The organism is Chitinophaga sp. CB10, from assembly GCA_001870995.2.
GTDB lineage: Bacteria > Bacteroidota > Bacteroidia > Chitinophagales > Chitinophagaceae > Chitinophaga.
The window spans coordinates 15,397-35,374 of record MLAV02000002.1 but is presented as its reverse complement, the minus strand read 5'-3'; the positions used below and the strand labels follow the sequence as shown (position 1 = coordinate 35,374).

The 19,978-nt window shown below is 51.4% G+C and carries 24 protein-coding genes; 18 read left to right on the top strand and 6 right to left on the bottom strand.

Annotated elements, in window-relative coordinates:
* Positions 1 to 88 precede the first annotated feature (88 nt).
* A complete protein-coding gene (locus BOC67_RS03455; RefSeq protein WP_291907293.1) occupies positions 89 to 1,303 on the top strand; it encodes a multiheme c-type cytochrome in 1,215 nt (404 codons plus the stop codon).
* Here the strand turns inward: BOC67_RS03455 and BOC67_RS03450 are convergent.
* A complete protein-coding gene (locus BOC67_RS03450; protein ID WP_291907291.1) occupies positions 1,269 to 1,466 on the bottom strand; it encodes a KTSC domain-containing protein in 198 nt (65 codons plus the stop codon). The genes BOC67_RS03455 and BOC67_RS03450 overlap by 35 nt on opposite strands.
* Positions 1,467 to 1,604: 138 nt before the next feature.
* Here BOC67_RS03450 and BOC67_RS03445 point away from each other — a divergent pair, with 138 nt between their 5' ends.
* From BOC67_RS03445 to BOC67_RS03420, 6 genes are all read left to right on the top strand, one after another.
* Entirely contained in the window at positions 1,605 to 2,177 is a 573-nt protein-coding gene (locus BOC67_RS03445; protein WP_291907289.1) for a DUF1801 domain-containing protein, read from the top strand.
* 158 nt (positions 2,178 to 2,335) lie between these two features.
* Positions 2,336 to 3,163: a CsgG/HfaB family protein gene (locus BOC67_RS03440; protein ID WP_291907287.1), complete on the top strand. Its 828-nt coding sequence runs from the start codon at positions 2,336 to 2,338 to the stop codon at positions 3,161 to 3,163.
* A 207-nt stretch (positions 3,164 to 3,370) separates the two neighbouring features.
* Positions 3,371 to 3,877, top strand: coding sequence for a nuclear transport factor 2 family protein (locus tag BOC67_RS03435; RefSeq protein ID WP_291907285.1), 507 nt, complete (start codon positions 3,371 to 3,373; stop codon positions 3,875 to 3,877).
* Positions 3,878 to 4,041: 164 nt separating this feature from the next.
* Complete coding sequence (locus BOC67_RS03430; RefSeq protein ID WP_291907283.1) at positions 4,042 to 4,443, top strand: hypothetical protein; 402 nt, start codon at positions 4,042 to 4,044, stop codon at positions 4,441 to 4,443.
* Positions 4,421 to 5,071, top strand: a complete 651-nt coding sequence (locus tag BOC67_RS03425; protein ID WP_291907281.1) for a hypothetical protein — start codon at positions 4,421 to 4,423, stop codon at positions 5,069 to 5,071. Before BOC67_RS03430 ends, BOC67_RS03425 begins: the two co-directional genes overlap by 23 nt.
* Positions 5,049 to 5,960 carry a hypothetical protein gene (locus tag BOC67_RS03420; RefSeq protein WP_291907279.1) on the top strand — a complete coding sequence of 304 codons (912 nt, stop codon included), beginning with the start codon at positions 5,049 to 5,051 and terminating at the stop codon, positions 5,958 to 5,960. Before BOC67_RS03425 ends, BOC67_RS03420 begins: the two co-directional genes overlap by 23 nt.
* 1 nt (position 5,961) lies before the next feature.
* Here the strand turns inward: BOC67_RS03420 and BOC67_RS03415 are convergent, their stop codons facing one another.
* Together BOC67_RS03415 and BOC67_RS03410 are read right to left on the bottom strand one after the other, a co-directional pair.
* Positions 5,962 to 6,324 (bottom strand): hypothetical protein, encoded by a 363-nt coding sequence (locus BOC67_RS03415; protein WP_291907276.1) that lies wholly within the window; start codon positions 6,322 to 6,324, stop codon positions 5,962 to 5,964.
* A gap of 63 nt (positions 6,325 to 6,387) precedes the next feature.
* Positions 6,388 to 6,579 carry a hypothetical protein gene (locus BOC67_RS03410; protein ID WP_291907274.1) on the bottom strand — a complete coding sequence of 64 codons (192 nt, stop codon included), beginning with the start codon at positions 6,577 to 6,579 and terminating at the stop codon, positions 6,388 to 6,390.
* A gap of 96 nt (positions 6,580 to 6,675) precedes the next feature.
* Between BOC67_RS03410 and BOC67_RS03405 the strand changes: the two genes are divergently transcribed.
* The 5 genes from BOC67_RS03405 to yiaA all read left to right on the top strand — a co-directional run bounded on the left by BOC67_RS03405 (position 6,676) and on the right by yiaA (position 11,344).
* Complete coding sequence (locus BOC67_RS03405) at positions 6,676 to 7,104, top strand: MarR family winged helix-turn-helix transcriptional regulator (protein ID WP_291907272.1); 429 nt, start codon at positions 6,676 to 6,678, stop codon at positions 7,102 to 7,104.
* 54 nt (positions 7,105 to 7,158) lie between these two features.
* Positions 7,159 to 7,611 carry a hypothetical protein gene (locus BOC67_RS03400; RefSeq protein ID WP_291907269.1) on the top strand — a complete coding sequence of 151 codons (453 nt, stop codon included), beginning with the start codon at positions 7,159 to 7,161 and terminating at the stop codon, positions 7,609 to 7,611.
* A gap of 104 nt (positions 7,612 to 7,715) precedes the next feature.
* Positions 7,716 to 10,274, top strand: coding sequence for an SEL1-like repeat protein (locus tag BOC67_RS03395; protein WP_291907266.1), 2,559 nt, complete (start codon positions 7,716 to 7,718; stop codon positions 10,272 to 10,274).
* 2 nt (positions 10,275 to 10,276) lie between these two features.
* Entirely contained in the window at positions 10,277 to 10,840 is a 564-nt protein-coding gene (locus BOC67_RS03390; RefSeq protein WP_291907264.1) for a Crp/Fnr family transcriptional regulator, read from the top strand.
* Positions 10,841 to 10,921: 81 nt separating this feature from the next.
* A complete protein-coding gene (gene yiaA / locus BOC67_RS03385) occupies positions 10,922 to 11,344 on the top strand; it encodes an inner membrane protein YiaA (protein ID WP_291907263.1) in 423 nt (140 codons plus the stop codon).
* 33 nt (positions 11,345 to 11,377) lie between these two features.
* Here yiaA and BOC67_RS03380 read toward each other — a convergent pair whose 3' ends face one another.
* Complete coding sequence (locus BOC67_RS03380) at positions 11,378 to 12,211, bottom strand: sensor histidine kinase (RefSeq protein ID WP_291907261.1); 834 nt, start codon at positions 12,209 to 12,211, stop codon at positions 11,378 to 11,380.
* On the opposite strand from BOC67_RS03380, the gene BOC67_RS03375 reads away from it, so the two are divergent.
* The 3 genes from BOC67_RS03375 to BOC67_RS03365 all read left to right on the top strand — a co-directional run bounded on the left by BOC67_RS03375 (position 12,210) and on the right by BOC67_RS03365 (position 13,714).
* The gene (locus tag BOC67_RS03375) at positions 12,210 to 12,692 is read left to right on the top strand and encodes a nuclear transport factor 2 family protein (RefSeq protein ID WP_291907259.1); all 483 of its coding nucleotides are present in this window, start codon (positions 12,210 to 12,212) and stop codon (positions 12,690 to 12,692) included. The genes BOC67_RS03380 and BOC67_RS03375 overlap by 2 nt on opposite strands.
* Positions 12,671 to 13,240 carry a DUF2490 domain-containing protein gene (locus BOC67_RS03370; protein ID WP_291907257.1) on the top strand — a complete coding sequence of 190 codons (570 nt, stop codon included), beginning with the start codon at positions 12,671 to 12,673 and terminating at the stop codon, positions 13,238 to 13,240. Before BOC67_RS03375 ends, BOC67_RS03370 begins: the two co-directional genes overlap by 22 nt.
* A gap of 270 nt (positions 13,241 to 13,510) precedes the next feature.
* A complete protein-coding gene (locus tag BOC67_RS03365; protein WP_291907256.1) occupies positions 13,511 to 13,714 on the top strand; it encodes a hypothetical protein in 204 nt (67 codons plus the stop codon).
* A 91-nt stretch (positions 13,715 to 13,805) separates the two neighbouring features.
* Here BOC67_RS03365 and BOC67_RS25370 read toward each other — a convergent pair whose 3' ends face one another.
* On the bottom strand, positions 13,806 to 14,117 hold the full coding sequence (locus tag BOC67_RS25370; protein ID WP_367115524.1) for an HNH endonuclease: 312 nt from the start codon (positions 14,115 to 14,117) through the stop codon (positions 13,806 to 13,808).
* 114 nt (positions 14,118 to 14,231) lie between these two features.
* Entirely contained in the window at positions 14,232 to 14,543 is a 312-nt protein-coding gene (locus BOC67_RS03360; RefSeq protein ID WP_291907254.1) for a restriction endonuclease, read from the bottom strand.
* A gap of 110 nt (positions 14,544 to 14,653) precedes the next feature.
* Here BOC67_RS03360 and BOC67_RS03355 point away from each other — a divergent pair, with 110 nt between their 5' ends.
* The 3 genes from BOC67_RS03355 (at position 14,654) to BOC67_RS03345 (ending at position 19,964) form a co-directional block, all read left to right on the top strand.
* Entirely contained in the window at positions 14,654 to 15,259 is a 606-nt protein-coding gene (locus BOC67_RS03355; RefSeq protein ID WP_291907252.1) for an RNA polymerase sigma-70 factor, read from the top strand.
* A gap of 108 nt (positions 15,260 to 15,367) precedes the next feature.
* A complete protein-coding gene (locus BOC67_RS03350; protein ID WP_291907251.1) occupies positions 15,368 to 16,528 on the top strand; it encodes a FecR family protein in 1,161 nt (386 codons plus the stop codon).
* 223 nt (positions 16,529 to 16,751) lie between these two features.
* The gene (locus BOC67_RS03345) at positions 16,752 to 19,964 is read left to right on the top strand and encodes a TonB-dependent receptor (protein ID WP_291907249.1); all 3,213 of its coding nucleotides are present in this window, start codon (positions 16,752 to 16,754) and stop codon (positions 19,962 to 19,964) included.
* Positions 19,965 to 19,978 lie beyond the last annotated feature (14 nt).

Sequence of the window (19,978 nt, the reverse complement as noted above, 5' to 3'; positions counted from 1 at the left end):
AGAGATCTAATGCCACTTTCAGGTCGCCTGCCCGTCCCTGGAAAATTTTTATCCTTATCATTGTATCTTGCGCAACGTATTTTTCTTTATGCCCAAGCGTCTCCTTTACCTCCTGACTTTGTTAGTGCTGCTGGTTACCATCCTGTCGCAATGCGTTGGTACCAACCCCGATCCGCGCGGCCCTGCCTACGCGGGGGATGATGCCTGTAAAAGCTGCCACCGCCCGGAGTTTGAAAAGCACCGCGGCTCCGCGCATTTTTTTGCCAGCGCCCGGGCGGACGAGCATTCCGTACTCGGGAGTTTTATCGCGCCTGCCAACCAGTTTTCCTTTCCGGGAGGGGCAACTGTTCAAATGGTAAAGGAGGGCTCGCAGCTATATCAGCAGGCTTACCGCGATGGCAGACCGATGGAGAAAGCTAATTTTGCGGTGACGATGGGCCAGGGACGTAAGGCGCAGACATATCTTTCCTACAAAGAAAAAAAATACTACCAACTGCCGATATCCTATTTCACACAGGTGCACAGTTGGGCCAACAGCCCCGGCTTTCCGGCCACCCAGCCGTATTTTGGCCGTGTGGTACCGGCGGACTGCTTTTCCTGCCACAGCTCCTACGTGAAATATGAAACCGCCTTCGAAGGCATGCGGCAGGTGGAAACCTTCGCGGAAAATGAAGTGATGTACGGCATCAACTGCGAGCGTTGCCACGGCCCCGCCAGGGAACACGCGGATTTTCACACAAACCATCCGAAGGAAAAATCAGCGCAGCATATCGCGCGTATAGGGGCCCTCACCCGGCAGCAACAGGTGGATATGTGCGCCGTATGCCACGCCGGCCTCAAAACCCCGCAACGTTCCCTGTTTGCGTTCAGGCCGGGGGATAAGCTGTCCGACTTCATCATGGCCGATTACCTGGCCACCGGCAGCGAAAGGCATTCCAACGATGTACACGGCAACCAGTACCAGCTGCTGACGGCGAGTAAATGCTACCGGGCCTCCAACCAGCTGACCTGCAATACCTGCCACAACCCCCACGAGGATAACCGCAGCAACCTGCAGACTTACAATTACCAGTGCCTCAGCTGCCATCAGCCGGCCACCGCAAAATTCTGCACCAGCAAGGAAATGGCGCCGGAATTACTGCAGCAGCAATGCGTGAACTGCCATATGCCGGTGCAGCCTTCCCGGGTGATCACGCTGCTGCCGGACGGTAAACCGCAGCCGGTGGCGGATTCCCTCAGGTCGCACCTCATAAAGGTGTATCGCCAGGCTATTTCACCTGCCGGTACGCATACTTCCCCTTGATGTTTTTGTTGAGATAAGTACCCTTGCTGAAAGCCTGCTTCATTTCCTCATACACGTGCAGGGGTACATGCAGGTAGTCATATACCTTTCCGGAAACATAGATGACGCGCAGGGTCGCCGCTTCCGGCAAATAGCTGAAATGTGCCACTACGGTAGAAGGCATATCCTCCCCGCATCAATCATCGTACCTGAATAAATGCAGGGGCCGCTCGGGACCGTCGTGTTTATCCCCGTTAATGTCGCAACAGCACCCGTTTCCATTGCCGCCTTCCCCGTAACTTTACGACAAATAACAGCACCCATGGAAAAGAATAACATCACTACCATCGACGCTTATATTTCCACCTTCCCCGCAGCTACCCAAAAGCTGCTGAAACAATTGCGGCAGACCATCAAAAAAGCCGCTCCTGAAGCCACTGAAAAAATAGCCTATGGCATTCCTACCTTCGTGTACAATGGCAACCTCGTTCACTTCGGCGGCTACGACCGCCACATCAGCTTCTTCCCCACGCCGTCGGGGATCGAAAAGTTTGAAAAGGAATTACAGCAGTATGCTACCTCCAAAGGCACCATCCAGTTCCCGCTGGACGAGCCCCTGCCCCTGGAACTGGTAGCCCGCATCACGGCCTTCCGCGTGCAGGAAAATGCATCCAAAACGGCGAAAAAGAAAGCCGCTGCCGGTAACGGTTTCTTTATCCCGAAGCTCTCCAACCCCGCGCGGCGGGCATTGGAAAGCATCGGCGTTACCACCCCTCAAAAGCTCGCGAAGTATTCGGAAAAAGAGATCCTGGCGCTGCACGGCATGGGCAAGGCTTCCCTGCCGCTGATGCGGGAGGCGCTCCAGCAGCATGGCCTGCGTTTCAAAGCATGCTGATCTTAAATACTTGTTAAAATTGAAACAAACGCAGCCATCTTTTAGAAAGCGGTATAATAACTGATGAGGCTATACGTTTTTTGAGCTAGATTTGCTACCTGAAAAAAAATTAGCGCCTAGCAACGAGAGGAATTTTTAAAAAATCGTGCCTATCCAACATGAAGAAGAACATTATTACCGCCATAGCTTTACTGTTTACTTCCTGCGCCTTTGCCCAGAACAAGCCGGTGATCGGCGTTACATTCAAGGGTAACGACAGCGCCACTTACCAGTCCGCCATACAGAACACCGTGGAAGACGCCTTCCTGCGTACCAGGCGGTTCGACCTTGTAGAGCGCGGAGAAATGGAGAATGTGAAGAACCAGGCTTCTGAAAGCGCCAGCCTGACCGCCATGCGGGAGCTGAAAGCGCAGTACCTGCTGATCGGCAATGTGGTCAGCGTCATGGAAGACCAGAAGCAGTCCAAGGTACCCGTGCTGGGCACCACCGTTACGCCGCAGGCGGAAATCATTTTCAACGTGAAGGTACTGGATGTAAATACCGGCGACCTGGTGGCATCCGGCAACTTCAATAACATCGGGAAAGGGAAGAACGCCTTTAACGATGCCCTCCTGGGTACCCGCAACCGTTTGGATAAATTCATTAAGGATAACTTCAAACTGACGGCTACCATCGCTTCCATTGAAGAGAAAAATACTTACGGCGACGCATCCAGGGTATTGCTCACTGCCGGCCATGCAGTGGACCTCCGGGAAGGGGACGAGTTTAAAGTTTATGAAAATGTGGAGGTAAACGTGGAAGGTAGAAAGATCAACCGCAAGCGTACCATCGGTAAAATCGTGGTTGCCCGCATTGAAGATGAACACTTCAGCGTTTGCTCTGTAGTGGAAGGCGCCGGCGAAATCACGAAGCTGCTCAACGGCAATGCTACCCTGCGTTGCGAGCTGACGGCGGAAGCGCCCAAAAAATTATTCTTCCAGAAATAAGTAGTTACTCAATCATCAGTTTCGGTAAAGATCACCTTCCTGAAAGAAGGTGGTCTTTTTTATTTGCGGACAATATTGTCCGTTATTGAACAAAAACCGCGGGCCTTCCCGGATGGGTAAAATCCCTGTAACCCTTTGCTGTTATGGGTTTTTGAGTTTTCTGGCATTGTGGTACTGTTTCTGCAACCCTCCGGGAAAACTACAAACATGCGTACCCTTATTACCTGCATATGTTTACTTTTTACCAGTATTATCAGCGCTGCACAGCTCCCGGAAAAATATGTGACGCCCGTGGTAACGCGGCTGGACAGCCTCTTCTGGCAAGCGTATAATACCTGTGATATAGCGCGCTTCCACGGCCTGCTGGCGGACGACGTGGAGTTTTATCATGACAAGGGCGGCAGCCTTACCGGCATTGATCCGCTGGCCGCCTCCATCAGGGAAAATCTCTGCAGCAACAGGGAGCATTTTAAGTTGAGAAGGGCAGCGATACCTGGCACGGTGAAAGTCTTTTTGCTGGAAAACAACCACGAAGTGTACGGCGCCCTGGTAACGGGTATGCATGTATTTTATATTACAGAAGACGGCAAGCCGGAATATGCGGATGGAAAATCCCGCTTCGAAATGCTTTGGCTGCTGAAGGACGGGCAATGGAAGGTAGCCAGGGTGTTTAGTTATGACCACGGCCCTGCACTGGATAACCGGGGCGAGTGAAGTTATCATGATATATGTTGTAACATATTGATTCCTATATTCTTCTGAAGGGGTTAAGAAAAATTGTAATTTTTCAGAAAAGTTGTAATTTTAGTTCGATAATTCACGGCAGGAATCCGAAAAGGCCGAACTAGAGTAGGAAAAGAACCCCAAATTTGTATGTTATGAAAAAGCTAATGTGGTTAACATTAAGCGCCCCAATGTTCTTATTATTTGCCTTCACCATGCAGGATCGTCAGGCCAGAAACATCGGTATCCAGCGTACCAGTAAAAACCTGTACACCGTTTCCAGGACGGCGGTAAAAAATGTTCCTCCTGCTGAGCAGGAAGAGATCAAACGCCTCGTAATGGAAAAGTATGGTATTAAGGATTTCACCCGCAACGAAATCACCATTGCTTCAAACGATCCGCGTACGAAAGCAATGGGTGGCATCCTGGACAACTCCATTTACAAGGACTGGGTATCCACCAAATTCATTTTCTGGAAACAGCTGAAGCAACTGCCTCAGGAAGCAATTCGTGCAAACGAAATTATGCAGAAGTATGCAGTGGCGCCAGGCAGATAATGATGGAAAAGGATGGCTGAAGCGCAAAGCTTCAGCCATTCATGGTTTTGGGAAGTGGCTGCTCTATGGCTGGATCGTACTGCACCTCCTGTATATCACCGTGGTGAACTCCGTTTCGGTGTACGACTCCTACCGGGATTTTAACAAACAACCACGCAGCGCCGCCTGGGCGCGGGGCCTGGAGGCCTGGCTCAATAAGCCTGCGTTGCAGGTGTACGGCAGGTACACCGGCGCGGAAACCGGTTACGGATTTTTTGGCATCAACGTACGTTCCAACGGTATGCTCATAGGGGAGTGCAACGGTACCGCCATTACGCCGGACTTCCATTCCTTTGAAACTTCGCTGCGCTTTTTTTCCATGGGCAACAGCCTGACGGATGATTTCATCAAACCCGGCGCTCATACGGAAATGCTGAGCAACTATAACGACCTGGTGCTGAAAAACATCGCCGTTACCTTGTTCCAGCGGCATCATTGCATGGATACCGGCATTGCCATCAGTTATAACATGCTGGATTTCCCTATGCTGAGCGCAGTGCGGCATGGCGCCACCCCGGAATATTCGCAGGTAAAACTCATTTCTGTCAACTACAGCCTGAACGTATATGAACAACTCAGCAGGCATTAACCACGCGGCCTGGTTGTTTTTCTTCCGCGTAAACGTAGCAGGCATTGCGCTGCTGCATTTCCTCGTTATTCAACCTGATTTCGCTGACCTGTACAGCTACTCCGGCTACATTTATCCGGATATCATGGACCTTTCCACGGACCAGGTGAGCTTTACCCTCGTGCGGCTGCAGGAGTGGCTGGCGCAGCATCATGCCGGTATCAGCTATGAATCCCTGCTGTGGATATGCCGTATAGCCTACCCCGTTAGCCTGGCAGGTTTGTTGCTCGGCCTGCTCACACGGCTCAATGCTATCATCGCTTTGCTGCTGCAGTTGTTACTGATCAAATCCATCCACCTGTATGAATACGGGGTGGATGGCTATACTACCTTCGCGCTTTTTTATTGCTGCCTGTTTCCAGTGGGGCGCGCCTATTCCCTGGATAACCGCTGGCGGCGGCGGGCGGGCGTGCCGGAGGCCGGCGCGTTCCTGTTTTTGCTGAAGGCGCATTTGAGCATCGCGTACTTCTTTTCAGGGTTTGATAAAGTGATAGGCCCCACCTGGCGCAATGGGGAAGCGCTGTGGAAAGCGCTGCACAGCCACAATTATTACAGCCTGTTTAGCCTCGACTTCCTTGCCAATACGCCTTTCTTCGTTGTATCCGGATGGCTGACGGTGCTGCTGGAAATGGGATATATGATAGGAATGAATAATCGCTATACCCGCAGGTATTGGCTGGCGGGCATTGTAGCCCTGCACCTGTTCATCGCGATGTTTATGGGGCTGTTCTTCTTCTCGGCCCTGCTGATTGTATTGAACCTCTCCGCGTACCTGGCGCCTTACGTACGGCAGGAAAAGCTGCAACCTGAAAACCAGGGGAATACGTGGTGGAGGAATGTATCTGCTTAACCTACCCGGTGACGCGCAGGCGCTGATGCACGAAGAAATAAAAGAGCGCCCCGCCCAGGTAGGCTGCGGCATCCAGCAGATCGGCTGTATATCTCCCGGATATGCCCGGCATAATTATTTCAAACAATAAAGTAGTGTAAACGGCTATAAAGAGCAGGTAGCCCAGCGGATACCGGTATGCCGGCTGCCGGAGGATGTACAGGCGTGTAACCGTGAGCGTGAGGTGCGCAATGGCCGGTACGGCGATGAAGTCCGTCAGCTGCCCGTTAATAACAGGCAGGTATATTCCCGCACGCCTGCAATAATGCACGGCCAGCCATATGAGGCCATAGGTGATAAAAAGCGGATCGAATAGTTGTTTCATGGCGCCAGGTTGATCATGTAATACCCCGTTACAATACTGCCAGGTTGATCGTGTAATACCCCGTTACAATACAAACATAATAGCCGCCGATAACGCCAGCGTTACCAAACCCACCATCAGCGCCGTAAGGAAAAACGCGCTGTTCTTAACGGCCCGCTTTGCCGCGCCATCACCGGCATGGACGGGGAAGGCCATTGCGCGCAGGCGCTGCCAGATGGTTTCCTGCTGTTCCTTTTCTTCCTGCTCTGAATACATAGCAAATAGTTTAGTGCAAATGTACTAAAAGTTTAGGTCAAATGTACTAATTTTATGCTTAGCCGGCTAAGCTGATAATATTATTACCTTTGCGCCATGAAATCAGGAAAACCGAACAGCTCAATCAACGGATTATTGGTAGATATCTGTAAGATCAGACGAAACAAGAGTAACGAATTATTATCAGGCGCAGGGATTCACGCAGGGCAGGATATATTACTGTACTACCTGGACCTGGAAGACGGGCAGACAGTTTCCGCCCTGGTGGAAAAAATGGGCATTCAGCAGGGGACCATCGCTGCCATGATCGACCGGATGGTGAATGCAGGCATGATCACCAAAGTGAAGGACGAAAACGACAAGCGCATTTCCAGGGTGCACCTGACCAAAAAGGGAAAGGCGGCGCATCAGCAGGTGGCCGACTCCTGGCGGAAAATGGAAAGCATTACCGCAAAAGGTCTTTCCCCGATAGAACAAGCGCAGCTTATTACGCTACTTGAAAAGGTGAAGGAGAATCTTTCCTGAGAAGCTGGCCTAAATACCTAATTTCGTGTACTATTAAATGTGGATTATCCGACTATGCAACAACATAAATGCCCCGGATGCGGCGCAACGATATTCACCAACGCCGCTGGCCCCAGCGATTACCGGGAAACGACGGTAGCTTGCCAGTATTGCGGATCGCAATTTACTGTTGGCAATCCCAATTACAGGGAGCCGCACCAGCCGCAGGTGGTCAACTATACCTACAACTCAACGAGCTATACTTATACGGATTATCCCGGTAGGAGCAGCGCCTGGAAGAGCGCCGGTAAAGGCCAGCATAAATTTGCCTCCATCGCGTTCATCATCCTCAGCTTTATTGCAGGCTTAGTGGCAGCACTGATGCTGTTGGGCGGATTCACTACAGAGGATAAGCAGCTGTATGGAATTGCGGCATTTTTTGGAGGCATGGCCGTCATTTTTTACCTCGGTGGAGCGGCCAGCAGGCGGGAACTGAAACGCAGGCAAAGAGAAGGAGTAAATTATTAACAGGGATTTATTGTATAACATACCCGCACAACAGCCCTGAGAGCGGCTGTTGTGTTTTTTAGTATCATTGTTGCCCATATCTGATCAAACCCAAAACGAATAATATGTCGCATAGATTATATCTGTACAACCTCACACAGGTCCCTGAACAGGCAGTAGCGGCTACATCTGAATTGCCATTACTGGCCGCATACGGTCAAAATGATGATGCAGCGCTGATGATGATGGAGTGGGGTTATGAACTGCCCCCGTTTTGCTATCCGCTGTTTGCCGGCGGTATCAGCATCGCCCCGCCGGTGTACAACGGCACGGAAGGCGGCTTGTACGCCCCTGCGGCGCCGGGAAAGCAGGCCTTCCTGGACTTCTATGCCTTCCTCGAAAAGCACGCCGATACGCTGATAGATAACAAGGACGCTTTTGAGAACGCGAAGAAAAAACTGCTGCGCTTCTTTGAAAATAAGGTAGTACACCCCTGGTTCCACCTGGATGCATGGGATGTGTTCAACATGGCCGACGATGGCGCGGAAGGCAACCATACTGCACAGGCGGAGGACCTGAAATTACTTATCGAACAAACGAACACCCTTATACGGAAAGCCATTGAAGCGGATAACCCGGCGCTGTTGGATGAATGGCCGCCGAATGCAGCCAGCGGCTATCGCATGGCGTTTAAGCAATTGATCAACGATGAAGTGTTTAACTACGGATGGGCGGTGATAGAATCCGCCGTAATGGGGGATTATACCGGCCTGGAAGTATTCGTCGACAATGGCCTGCACGGCCTCCGGGACGAGGAGGACAACATCGTGCTGCCGGCCGAGTTTACAGAGATATTTGAATACCCCATCGGCGAGGAACTGTGCCTGGTATTACATCAGTCGGGTAAATACGGGTATGTCAACCGGGCGGGGGAGCTGGTAATACCCTGCCAATACGATGATGCGTTCGATTTTTCATCGGGCTTCAGTCACATCGTGCTGGCCGGCAAAGCAGGCATTATTGACGAACATGGCAACGCCGTCATCCCGGCGGTGTACGATGATGTGCACGTCCTCAAATACGGCGTGTTCGCCGTTAAAAAGGGGGGCGAATGGGCGCTGATGGGCGAACAGGAAACCCTGCTGCTACCGTTTCAGATAGCCGAAGACGTTGGTATTGACGACAGTGGGCTGATTTACTTTTTCTTCAAAGCGGAAAAAGAGATCTGGTATTATTCCGATACTTTCCACTTCCTCCTGAAAGGGCTCACCGATAATATAGAAACGGCGGCGGGCTGCTACCTCATTACCCTGAAAAAGGAAATGGGGCTGCTCAGCACCGCGGGCGAACAGCTGATTCCCTTTGCGGAACAAACCATCCGGTACGATTACCTGCTGGATGCCTTCATCGTGCAAACGCCGAAAGGCAGCGGTTTATTCCACGCAGAGCAGGGGTGGCTGCTGCCGGCAGAATCGGACAATGTGTATGCGCTGCGCGCCAACCCCGGGGAAAACGGGGAGCGGCTGGCAGTGGTGCAGCAGCAGGGCAGTGCCGGCTTATTTGCCGTGGCAGCTACTTCCGGCTGGGTGGCCACGCCGCAGTACAAGGATTTCCTCTTCCTGAAAGATAATTATGTAGGTTATAAAACGAAGGAGGGCGCCTGGGGCATGATGGATTATACCGGGAAGGTCCTCACGCCTGCCAGCTACGATTCCATCAACGGGAAGGAAAACTGCCTGACCTATGGTACCGCTATCGCTTTTAAAGGCCATGATATTTTTTTAATCCAGGGAGATGGGAGCGCCCGGCCATTGTCCGCCCAGGAGATAGTGGACGAAATGTCCGTTTATCCGGAAGGCTTTTTTACCAAAGAGCAGCTGAAGGCCTTGCGCAAAGCATTACCCGCGGCGGAACAAGCCCTCGGGGAGTACGAGCTGGGCAACGCCGCGCTGGACGAAGGCCGATACGACGATGCCATCCGGCATTTTGAACTGGCCGCATCCCTGCATTGCTTCGAAGCCATCACCAACCTGGGCTATCTATATGAACACGTTGACGGCTATACGAACCTGGAAAAGGCTGCCGCCCTGTACAAAAAAGCGGCGGAGCTGGGAGAGCGCTACGCCATGAAAAACGCAGGCCTCATGTACCAGCATGGCCGCGGCGTAGAGGCGGACTATAAGCAGGCGGAATACTGGTACCGGCGCGCCATCGATCAGGGCAACGAGAACGCCGCAGTAGCCCTGGCGGACCTCTGTTACTACGCGGAATACGGTATGCAGGACCATGAGCGGGCCCTGGAACTATACCAAACGGCCCTGGACAATGGGGACGATGATGTGGCCTGCAACATCGGGAACATCTATGAAGTGAAGAAAGATTATAAGAACGCCGTGAAGTATTATAAACAGGCCGCCAAAAAAGGGGATACCTTCGCCAAGTGGCGGCTGGGCTGCTTTTATACGGATGGTACCGGTGTGAAGCGAGACCCTGAAAAGGCGATGGAGCTATACCAGGAAGCAGTGGCCGCCCTGCCGGATGTGCATGTGGATATTGCCATCCTCCACACCGCAGATCCTTACTTTGATCCAGCGGAAGTGAAGCGGCGCCTGTACCTGGCAAAGGATGCCGGCGTGGCCACAGCGGATGAATACATTGATAAATTCAAGCACCTCTGGAAATAAATATGGAAAGCTTACTGGCGCAGCTGACTAAAATCCACCAGATCGGGGAGGAAGCGCGCAATGATTTGGAGGCCAGCCTCACCCGCATGGTACTGCCAAAAAACGAATTACTGATTACAGAAGGAAGAGTATGCAGGCACCTGTATTTTATTGAAACAGGTAGCTTGCGCGGCTTCTACAACCAGGATGGGAAGGAGGTGACGCACTGGTTCGGGTTTGAGAGCGACTTTGTAACATCCTTCCACAGCTTTATCACCGGGCAGCCGGCAGTGGAAAATATCCAGCTGATGGATGGGACGGTCCTCTGGGCCATCACGAAGGAGGCGCTCACGGCGCTGATGAATAAGCATCACGATATGGAAAGGCTGGTACGAATGTCGTACGAGCGGTATTATATCCGTTTGGAGGAACGCTTTGTAAACGCGCATTTCAAAACGGCTACAGAGCGCTATGAGCAGCTGCTGGCCGAATCGCCGCATATCATTGAGAAAGTGCCTTTGGGGTATATTGCTTCCTACCTGGGGATTTCCCAGGAAACGCTGAGCAGGGTGCGCAGCCGCCTTTAACATTTACTAAACCGCTTTTTGACTAAAGTCAAAAGATTTGCCCTTACCTGCTGATAGCTTTGTACCATCAAAATTACCACTATGGAACAAAGAAATCAGCAACAACCTTCTGCCGCCTTCGTAGCCGCTGCCTGGGTATCCTTAATTGCCGGCGTAAGCGCTTACATCATCGGACTGGCAAATGTGGACATGGCGCTCAATGAAAAAGGCTATTATTTCACCGTACTTATGTTTGGTTTGTTCGCCGCTGTTTCCGTGCAAAAATCAGTGAGGGACCAGCTGGAAGGGATTCCTGTAACCAGTATCTACTACGGCCTGGCCTGGTTTTCCACCCTGCTGGCCATCGTACTGCTGACGGTTGGTTTGTGGAATGCGACGCTCACCAAAAGTGAAAAGGGATTCTATGCCATGTCGTACGTCCTCAGTTTGTTTGCTGCCATTGCAGTACAGAAAAATACCCGCGACGGTCGCCAGCAGCAGAAAGACCGTTTGAATGGCGAATAGCGCCGGCCTTCCATCCTGAAAAGTGTAGTGATCCTAAATATTGTTTGTTTGTTGAAAGTCCGGGCGCAGTCCGGACTTTTTAGTATCGCCGCTATGCGGAAATTCTACCGTAATGCTCGTCCCGGAGGCTGTTTCAATTTTGCAGCGCCCATCCAGGTCCCCGCTCAGCCCCTGGATAATATTCATCCCGAGGGAGTTTTCAAAGCCGGCGCTCACATCTGCCGGCAGGCCAACCCCATTATCGGCTATGGTTACACGCAGTGTATCCCCTCCCGTTTTCCTCATTTGTACCAGTACAGTGCCGGGTTGATTGTCCGGAAAGGCGTATTTGACGCAATTGGTCACCGCCTCGTTGATGATCAGCCCCAGGGGAACTGCCTGCGTGGCGTCCATCAGCAGCTCCTCCACCTGCACGTCAAACCGGATCTTGTGGCTCACGCCAAAGCTTTCCTTCAGGTCGTTCACCAGCTCGGCGAGATAGTCAGGCATGTAAATCATGTTCACCTGTTCGCTTAGATAGAGCTTTTTGTGAATGAGGGACATGGAGTGTACCCGCTGCTGCGTATCTCGGATTGCGCGGATGGCCGCTTTATCTTCCAGGTAGTACGATTGTATATTGAGCAGGCTGATCACAATCTGCAGGTTGTTCTTTACGCGGTGGTGCAGCTCTTTCAGCAGCCATTCTTTTTCCGCCACCAGCCTGCTGAGGCGTTGATTCTGGAGATCGATTTCATTTTTTTGCAGGGTAAGCTGCAGGTTGTTTTGCTTTTTTACCCGGTAGCTGGTGCCGAAGTTCGTGGAAGATATGCTGAAAGAAACCCAGGAAAAAGCGTGGACTAATACTATCTGATCATAAACGGAAACCATGAAATGGCTACAGATCTGCAGGATAGCCGCCTTGTGGCTGGCCTGCTTTACCACCGCTCATGCGCAAAATGCAACAACCATGGAAAGCCGGAATAAGGAAATCATCGCCACCGCCTTTGAGCAGTGGGCCAGTGGCGCCGGCGTCATCTTCGACCTGCTGGCGGACGATGTGGAATGGACCATCACGGGCAACAGCCGGATTTCGAAAGTCTATACCAGTCGCCGGCAATTCATCGATGAAGCCATCGTGCCGCTCAACCAGCGTCTCAGCAAGAAGATCGTGCCGACGGTGCGTGCGCTGTACGCCGGGGGCAATACCGTCGTCGCCCTGTGGGACGGCGCTGCCACGGCCGCGGATGGCCAGGCGTATCACAACACATATGCCTGGTTCATGGAGATGAAAGGCGGCCGCATTGTCAAAGTGATTGCTTTTTTTGATGCCATAGCGCTCAACGCAGTATGGGATCGTATTACACCGTAATGTTTAACCCCGGCCACCTGCCATTCTTCAAAGCAGTTGCCACACTGGCATTAAGGATGAATGTTCTGATTGTAATGAGTATCCCGCGCATTTCGCATGCGCAGGAAAGGCAGGTGGTTCATCAATACCAGCAATGGACGGAGTACGGCGCCCAGTGGAAGTTGACGGACAAATATTCGGTATTGTTTGATGCTGGTTCCCGCCTCATCGACAACTATCTGAAGGGCACTTTTTACTATACCCGGGTAGGCCTGGATCGTGTAATGAGTAAAAGCGTAGCTGTCCATGCTGGTTTTGCGCATGTGGGGTATTTTCTCCGGAGTCCGCGCTTGCGGCAGGTAGAACACCGGCCTTACCAGGAAATAACTGTAACGCATATACGTAATAAATGGCAGGTACAGCAGCGCCTGCGCGTGGAGGAGCGGGTATTTACGCCTGTATCGGCCCATGCAGCGGATTACAACTGGTTTAACTGGCGCTTCAGGTATATGTGTATGGTGGAGTTGCGCGCGGGTCGTTTCTTTTCTTTTGGTGGGGGGAAGAGATAATGTTTAATGCGGGACGTGGCATCGTTCACAATCACTTTGATCAAAGCCGGCTGCTGATGAGTACCAGCCTGCATACCGGAAAAAGTACGGTTTTATCCGTGATATGGTCGAACCAGTATCAGGCAACGGCAGTGCAGGATAGGTTTGTGCATGGGCAGGTGGTGTGGGTGAGGGTTTGGCAGCGGTTGGGGAGGAGCGGGATTTAATGATTTGTTAAGCAGGAGGGGAGATAGGGTTTTTTGGATTATTTTAGGGGGATAAATTGTTGTTATGCGCCCTCTTTTCGGAAATGAAACCTTTGGTGAAATTAAATTATCCTCAACTGATCTTAGAGATTTTTTTCGTTTTAGGGGCTGGCAAGAAGTGCCGGCAGCCATGGAGGATGGATTATTTTTATTAACCAATCCTACATGTCCCAATCGTCAGCTTGTATTTCCAATTGATGCATCTGCGCCTATTATGCAGATGCAGTAGAAATAGCGGTGAATAAACTTGCTTTAATTGAGCAGGTACCTTTGCAGGAAATGCTTTTGGCAATTACGACATTCAAAGATAAACTGGTAAGTTAACCTTTATTTTTATTTGAGATAAGTAGCATCTTCAAGCCCTCCACTGTCAATGCATCTATCCTCCTATGCAGCATCCTATGGCAATTAGCGCATACTAATGCAAGGTCATTTAACTTAGTCAGTGTTCGTACTTTTAATTTGCCAAGTGGCAGTTTATGATGGCATTCAATATAACCATCTCCCCAATCTCCGTATGTGTTTTTGAAATTGAAGTCGCAAACCTCGCATGTAAGTGTACCCAACTTTTTGAGTACTTCTTTTTTCTTTGCTTCAACAATTTTTTTGTCGCGCTCATAAGCTTTGTGCACTTTCAAAATCGACTGCCCTTCCCATACGCTCTTAGTTTCATAGTCGTCGTCCTCTATTAGCTTGATTTTATTTAGGAGTTCTTCATCGGAAGCCAGTGCTATGATCTCTTGTGCCTAGTCCTTTAATTCTTTTCGCCTCGACTTAAAATAATTAAATAGTTCCCCATCCAATTTCGACCCTCGCGTTAACCCTTTGCCAGGATAATTTTCATCAAAAGCCGTAAAATTGGCTAATTTCAACGCAACAGCATTTACATTTCGGAATTTATTTTCGTCAGGCTTAGCTTCAAAAAGGGGGAGGTTGTTTAATGTTTTACTTAAAGCATGAATCTTTGGATTCTTGCTATCAATACTTCCCCGGTCTGGCGAAAAGTATAGGTCTAACGCCAGGATGATCTCATCTTTATGCCATTTTGGATTTTTCATAACTGGTATAAAATTACCCCTAATTTCCACCCAGACCCCTATTTTAATCACCTTTTTTCTCTATTTTTATCCTGATAAGCCATTCACCAAAGGGAGCGTTTTCAGTGATAATGGGGGAGTATCTACAACAGGAACAGGTATTATTAAAAAATCTTGCTGCCGGCGAACAATCCGCATTTCAGTTCTTATTCCATCAACACTACAAAGCGCTCTGCTATTTCGCCAACAGCATCGTGCAGGATACCCAGGAGGCGGAAGACCTCGTGCAGGAATCTTTTTCCAAACTCTGGCATAAACGGGCCGATTTTCAATCCGCTTCCGCCATCAAAGCCTTCCTTTTTATCGCTACCAAAAACGCCTGCCTCAATTTCCTGAAAAGCAGGGAGCGGCTCACCCTCCGGGAAAAAGAATTCACCTACCTGCAAAGCCATGCCGATGCCGGCTTTGATCCACTGGTAGCGGAAACCGAAATTATTACACATTTATATAATGAGATAGAAGCCCTCCCGGGGCAATGCAAGCGCATTTTCAAAATGAGTTACCTGGAAGGAAAGAAGAACGACGAAATCGCCGACGCGCTGCAAATCTCCTACAATACCGTCCGGGCCCAAAAGCTGCGGGCGCTGAAACTGATCCGGAGCAGCCTCCTCAAAAAGAACATGCTGCCCATGCTGGGCATTTATATCGCGCTGGTTAAATATTACTATTATCACTAATCCGGTTGCCGCGGAAAAAAAATTTAAAAAAAGTCGTCCTTTCCTTTAATCGAAAATATAGTTTTCTTGTTTTTATGGTAAATGTAGCGTACGCACGGGGTTAAGAACATGGAGGATCATATTTTTTCACAACGGATTGCCTACCTCATATACGGGTACCAGCAAAATACTTTAACGGAAGCGGAACATGCCGCGCTGCAGGAATGGATACATGCCGCGCCGGAAAACCGTGCCTTATTTGAGCAGTGGACCAATGCCGGATATTTGCAGGGGAAATTGCAGCAATACCGCCATTTTGATGCGAATGCCGGTTGGGAAACTTTCCGGGACCGGCATTATCCCGCTGCCTCCAACACCCGCTACCGCCGCCTGTACTGGTGGAGCGCCGCCGCAGCCATCGCCCTGCTGATCGCCGTGGGCATTTACCTGCAGCCACGCCATAAACAAAGCCCTGCGCCGGCTGTAACATCCGTGGCCATCCTGCCGGGGACCACCAAAGCCACGCTCACGCTGGCGGATGGTTCTACCATCCCGCTGGACAGCGCCGCCAACCAGACGTTGCACCAACAGGGCAGCATCGCGCAATTACAAAACGGCAGCCTGCAATACGCCGCGCAGCAGCCTGCCGGCGAAGGGGCGTTTAATACGCTTACCACTCCACGAGGCGGCCAATTCCGATTACGGCTGCCCGATGGGACGAATGTTTGGCTAAACGCTGCCTCTGCCATCACCTACCCTATATCTTTCTCCCAAAATAATAGAGAAGTAACCATCACAGGAGAGGCCTACTTTGAGGTGGCCGCACACCCGCAGTGGCCTTTCCGGGTAAAAACGCCCGGTAATACCACCATCGATGTACTGGGTACGGATTTTAACATCAACGCCTATACGGACGAAGCCGGCATCAAAACAACGCTGGTCAGCGGCGCCGTACGCGTGCGCTCCGGCGCCAATGCCGCCCTGCTCAAACCCGGGCAACAGGCCATGGTCAACGCTGCCGACCAGATCAACGTAAGCCGCGCTGATACTACCGCCGCACTCGCCTGGAAACGATCCGCCTTCTATTTCCAGGACGCCGACATCCCTGCCGTCATGCGGCAACTGGCCAGGTGGTACGATGTGAATATTGTGTATAAAGGCGACATCCCGGCAAAACGGTTCCAGGGCGAAATACAACGCCGTCTGCCACTTGCGGACGTGCTGGACGGCTTACAAGCCACCGGACTGCATTTCAGCGTCGAAGGAAGAAATATAATTGTAGAGCCATAATAAATACAGCAAGATGTAAAAACCAACTATTGTGGTCACATCGGATAAAAAAACCGGAGGTGCTTGGACCCACCCCCGGTAAACATCCGGTGATCGTCAGACATAAGCACGCTAATACTTAATACCAATTATTCAACCAGACAAATGCAAATCTATGCAATTGAATTTTTATGGTAAAGTCCTCTCTATGCCCGGACTTCACTCAACCAAAATTGCACTTACTATGCGATTGACAGTTTTTCTGATGCTGGTGGCGACCCTGAAGGTATCTGCCTCCGCATTTGCCCAACCGGTGACCGTGTCCGTTAAAAATGCGCCGCTGGAAGAGGTTTTCAGCGCCGTGAAGCAACAAACAGGCTACCTTTTTTTCTATGACAGGGAACTGCTCCGTCATGCAAAGCCGGTGACCATCAAAGCGGAAAACGCCGCGCTGGTCACGTTCCTGACAACGGTGTTCCAGGAACGCGGACTGGATTTTACCATCCGGGATAAGACGATTTTTATCCGGAAAAAAGAACTGCCGGCCACCCCTGCCACGCCGGCGGAATTAGCCACGCCGCCCCAGGAAGAGCGGCAAACCGGCGTAGTAAAAGACGCGCAGGGCAACCCGCTGATCGGCGTGTCCGTAAAAATAAAAGGGACGCTCAACGGCGTAACCACTAACGAGAACGGCTACTTTACATTGCCCGCTAAAGCCGGGGATGTGCTGGTCCTGTCCTACATCGGGTTCGAAACGCAGACCCGCCCGGTGGACCTGAAGCAGCAACTCTATATCGTCCTGAAACCGCAGACAGCCTCCCTTGATGAAGCCGTGGTCATTGGTTACGGCACCACCAGCAAACGCAATAACACCGGTTCCGTATCCAGCATCAAAGCGAGCGACATCGCCAACCAGCCTGTACTGGATGCGCTCAGCGCCTTGCAGGGCAGGGTTTCCGGCGTATTTATCAACTCTTCCAGCGGCCTGCCAGGTTCCAACTTCAATGTAGTGCTGCGGGGCCAGAGTTCCCTCTCCGGGCCCAACAATCCGCTCTACGTGATCGACGGGGTGCCTTACTACTCCGAACCGCTCAATACCTTCACCTCTGCCAACGGGAATCAAAGTCCGCTGGCATCCATCAACCCGGCGGATATCGAACGCATTGACGTACTCAAAGATGCCGATGCTACCTCCATCTACGGTTCCCGCGGCGGTAACGGCGTAATCCTCATCACTACCAAAAAAGGAAAAGCCGGCAAAGCGCAGGCTAACTTCAACGTATATACGGGCGCAGGAAAAGTGGTGAATACCGTGGATATGCTCAGCACGCCGGACTATGTGGCCATGCGTAAAGAAGCGTTTGCGCATGATAATAAATCCTACACGAGCGAATCCGCCCCGGATATCACCGTTTGGGACCAGCAAAAAACTACCGACTGGCAAAAGTTCATCATGGGCCATACCGCCCGCATCACGGAAGCGCAGGGCTCCTTATCCGGCGGCACCGCGCAAACGCAATACCTGCTCAGCGGCACCTATCATAAGGAAACAACCGTGATGCCCGGCAGCCTCGGCTACCAGCGGGCTGCAGGCCGGTTGAACATTAACCACAGCAGTCTGAATAATAAATTCAATATCAACGCATCGGTGAATTATACATCCGGCAAGGATAATTCCTTACCTACGGACCTCTCCATTTTCTATAACCTGGCGCCCAACTACCCGCTGTACGATTCCGTTGGCAAGCTTTATTGGACGGGCAACCTGCAAAACCCGCAGGCCTACCTGCTGCGTAAATCCGTGGTGAACACCAACATGCTACTGGCTAATACCGTGCTGCGTTATACCATCCTGCCGGGCTTAAACGCCAAAGCCAGCCTGGGGTACACCCGTACGGATATGGACCAGATGCGCATTACGCCGGATGCCAGCCTGAACCCGCTCACCTCCACCGGCAGCGAATCGTACTTCGGTAACTCCGATATCAGTTCTTATATCATTGAGCCGCAGCTCGACTATACGAAAGACATTGCGAAAGGAACCCTGCAGGTCCTGGCAGGTGGCACCTTCCAGCAAACGATTACCAACGGCAAATCCGTGATCGCTACCGGCTTTTCCAGCGACGCGCTGCTGGAAGACCAGCACGCAGCAGGCCTGGTAGTACCGCGCCCGACCGTCTACGCCTTTTATCGCTATACCTCTGTTTTCGGAAGGGTGAACTACAACTGGGAAGGAAAGTATATTGTGAACGCGTCCTTCCGCCGGGACGGTTCTACCAGGTTCGGCCCCGGATACCGCTTTGGTAACTTCGGCGCAGTAGGCGCTGCCTGGGTGTTCAGCAAGGAATCGTTTGTGAATGAAGATGGCTTCCTCAGCTTCGGTAAGCTGCGCGCCAGCATCGGTAACTCCGGCAACGATCATATCAGCGATTACCAGTACCTGGATGCATGGAGTTCCACGCCTTACCCTTACGGCGGCATCCCGGGATTAACGCCTTCCCGCCTGCCCAACAGCAGCTACCGGTGGGAGGAAAATCACAAGAAGGAAGTAGGCCTGGAGCTGGGCTTCCTGGATAACCGGATCATGTTCAATACCAACTATTACTACAACATATCCGACAACCAGCTGGTGGCATACCAGCTGACGCCGCAGGTAGGCTTTGAATCCATCACCGCCAACCTGCCTGCCAGCGTGATGAACAGCGGATGGGAGTTTGAAGTGAATACTACCAACATCAAAAACAAAAACTTCAGCTGGGAAACCGGTCTGAATCTGTCCATCAACAAAAATAAACTCAAGTCGTTCCCGGGTATTGAATCCTCTACCTATAAAGACATTTATGTGGTGGGCGAGCCATTGTCGATCGTAAAAGGCTACCAGTTCCTCGGCATTGACCCGGCAACCGGCGTTCCGAAATTTTTCAGCAAAACCGGCGCGCCAACGCCGGCAGAGAACGATGACTATGTGATACTCGGAAAACGCGCGCCGGACTACTTCGGCGGGTTCTCCAATACTTTTAAATACAAGGGTTTCAGCCTCGACTTCCTCCTCACGTTCGTAAAACAGGAAGGTCCGGGACTCAACTATGGCTATGGGACTGTAGTGATTGGCGGCCCTGCCAACCAGGACCTCCGCGCGCTGGACCGCTGGCATAAACCGGGCGATATTTCCAGTGTACCCGGCGCCACCACGGCAGATGGTTCCGCTGCTTACCGCAACTACAGCCTGTCTACCGCCAACTGGGGCGATGCTTCCTTTATCAGGTTGAAGAACGCTTCCCTGCGGTACGACTTATCCCCGTTCACGAAGAAGTGGAAGCTGAGCAGCGCAAGCGTGTACGTACTCGGTCAAAACCTCTTCACCATCACCAACTACAAAGGCTTTGATCCCGAAACGCAGGGCGTGGTAATGCCGCCGCTGAAATCTTATACGATCGGTGTTCAATTTGGATTTTAACATATACTCCTGGC

What these genes read in the sequence shown, in the direction of transcription:
- BOC67_RS03425 (WP_291907281.1), top strand. Translation starts at nt 4,421, where the DNA reads ATGCAGTGGCGCCAGGCAGATAATGATGGAAAAGGATGGCTGAAGCGC.
- BOC67_RS03435 (WP_291907285.1), top strand. Translation starts at nt 3,371, where the DNA reads ATGCGTACCCTTATTACCTGCATATGTTTACTTTTTACCAGTATTATC.
- BOC67_RS03350 (WP_291907251.1), top strand. Translation starts at nt 15,368, where the DNA reads ATGGAGGATCATATTTTTTCACAACGGATTGCCTACCTCATATACGGG.
- BOC67_RS03395 (WP_291907266.1), top strand. Translation starts at nt 7,716, where the DNA reads ATGTCGCATAGATTATATCTGTACAACCTCACACAGGTCCCTGAACAG.
- BOC67_RS03450 (WP_291907291.1), bottom strand. Translation starts at nt 1,466, where the DNA reads ATGCCTTCTACCGTAGTGGCACATTTCAGCTATTTGCCGGAAGCGGCG.
- BOC67_RS03410 (WP_291907274.1), bottom strand. Translation starts at nt 6,579, where the DNA reads ATGTATTCAGAGCAGGAAGAAAAGGAACAGCAGGAAACCATCTGGCAG.
- BOC67_RS03430 (WP_291907283.1), top strand. Translation starts at nt 4,042, where the DNA reads ATGAAAAAGCTAATGTGGTTAACATTAAGCGCCCCAATGTTCTTATTA.
- BOC67_RS03370 (WP_291907257.1), top strand. Translation starts at nt 12,671, where the DNA reads ATGGGATCGTATTACACCGTAATGTTTAACCCCGGCCACCTGCCATTC.
- BOC67_RS03445 (WP_291907289.1), top strand. Translation starts at nt 1,605, where the DNA reads ATGGAAAAGAATAACATCACTACCATCGACGCTTATATTTCCACCTTC.
- BOC67_RS03365 (WP_291907256.1), top strand. Translation starts at nt 13,511, where the DNA reads ATGCGCCCTCTTTTCGGAAATGAAACCTTTGGTGAAATTAAATTATCC.
- BOC67_RS03345 (WP_291907249.1), top strand. Translation starts at nt 16,752, where the DNA reads ATGCGATTGACAGTTTTTCTGATGCTGGTGGCGACCCTGAAGGTATCT.
- BOC67_RS03400 (WP_291907269.1), top strand. Translation starts at nt 7,159, where the DNA reads ATGCAACAACATAAATGCCCCGGATGCGGCGCAACGATATTCACCAAC.
- BOC67_RS03405 (WP_291907272.1), top strand. Translation starts at nt 6,676, where the DNA reads ATGAAATCAGGAAAACCGAACAGCTCAATCAACGGATTATTGGTAGAT.
- BOC67_RS03380 (WP_291907261.1), bottom strand. Translation starts at nt 12,211, where the DNA reads ATGGTTTCCGTTTATGATCAGATAGTATTAGTCCACGCTTTTTCCTGG.
- BOC67_RS03420 (WP_291907279.1), top strand. Translation starts at nt 5,049, where the DNA reads ATGAACAACTCAGCAGGCATTAACCACGCGGCCTGGTTGTTTTTCTTC.
- BOC67_RS03355 (WP_291907252.1), top strand. Translation starts at nt 14,654, where the DNA reads ATGGGGGAGTATCTACAACAGGAACAGGTATTATTAAAAAATCTTGCT.
- BOC67_RS03455 (WP_291907293.1), top strand. Translation starts at nt 89, where the DNA reads ATGCCCAAGCGTCTCCTTTACCTCCTGACTTTGTTAGTGCTGCTGGTT.
- BOC67_RS03360 (WP_291907254.1), bottom strand. Translation starts at nt 14,543, where the DNA reads ATGAAAAATCCAAAATGGCATAAAGATGAGATCATCCTGGCGTTAGAC.
- BOC67_RS03390 (WP_291907264.1), top strand. Translation starts at nt 10,277, where the DNA reads ATGGAAAGCTTACTGGCGCAGCTGACTAAAATCCACCAGATCGGGGAG.
- BOC67_RS03375 (WP_291907259.1), top strand. Translation starts at nt 12,210, where the DNA reads ATGAAATGGCTACAGATCTGCAGGATAGCCGCCTTGTGGCTGGCCTGC.
- yiaA (WP_291907263.1), top strand. Translation starts at nt 10,922, where the DNA reads ATGGAACAAAGAAATCAGCAACAACCTTCTGCCGCCTTCGTAGCCGCT.
- BOC67_RS03440 (WP_291907287.1), top strand. Translation starts at nt 2,336, where the DNA reads ATGAAGAAGAACATTATTACCGCCATAGCTTTACTGTTTACTTCCTGC.
- BOC67_RS03415 (WP_291907276.1), bottom strand. Translation starts at nt 6,324, where the DNA reads ATGAAACAACTATTCGATCCGCTTTTTATCACCTATGGCCTCATATGG.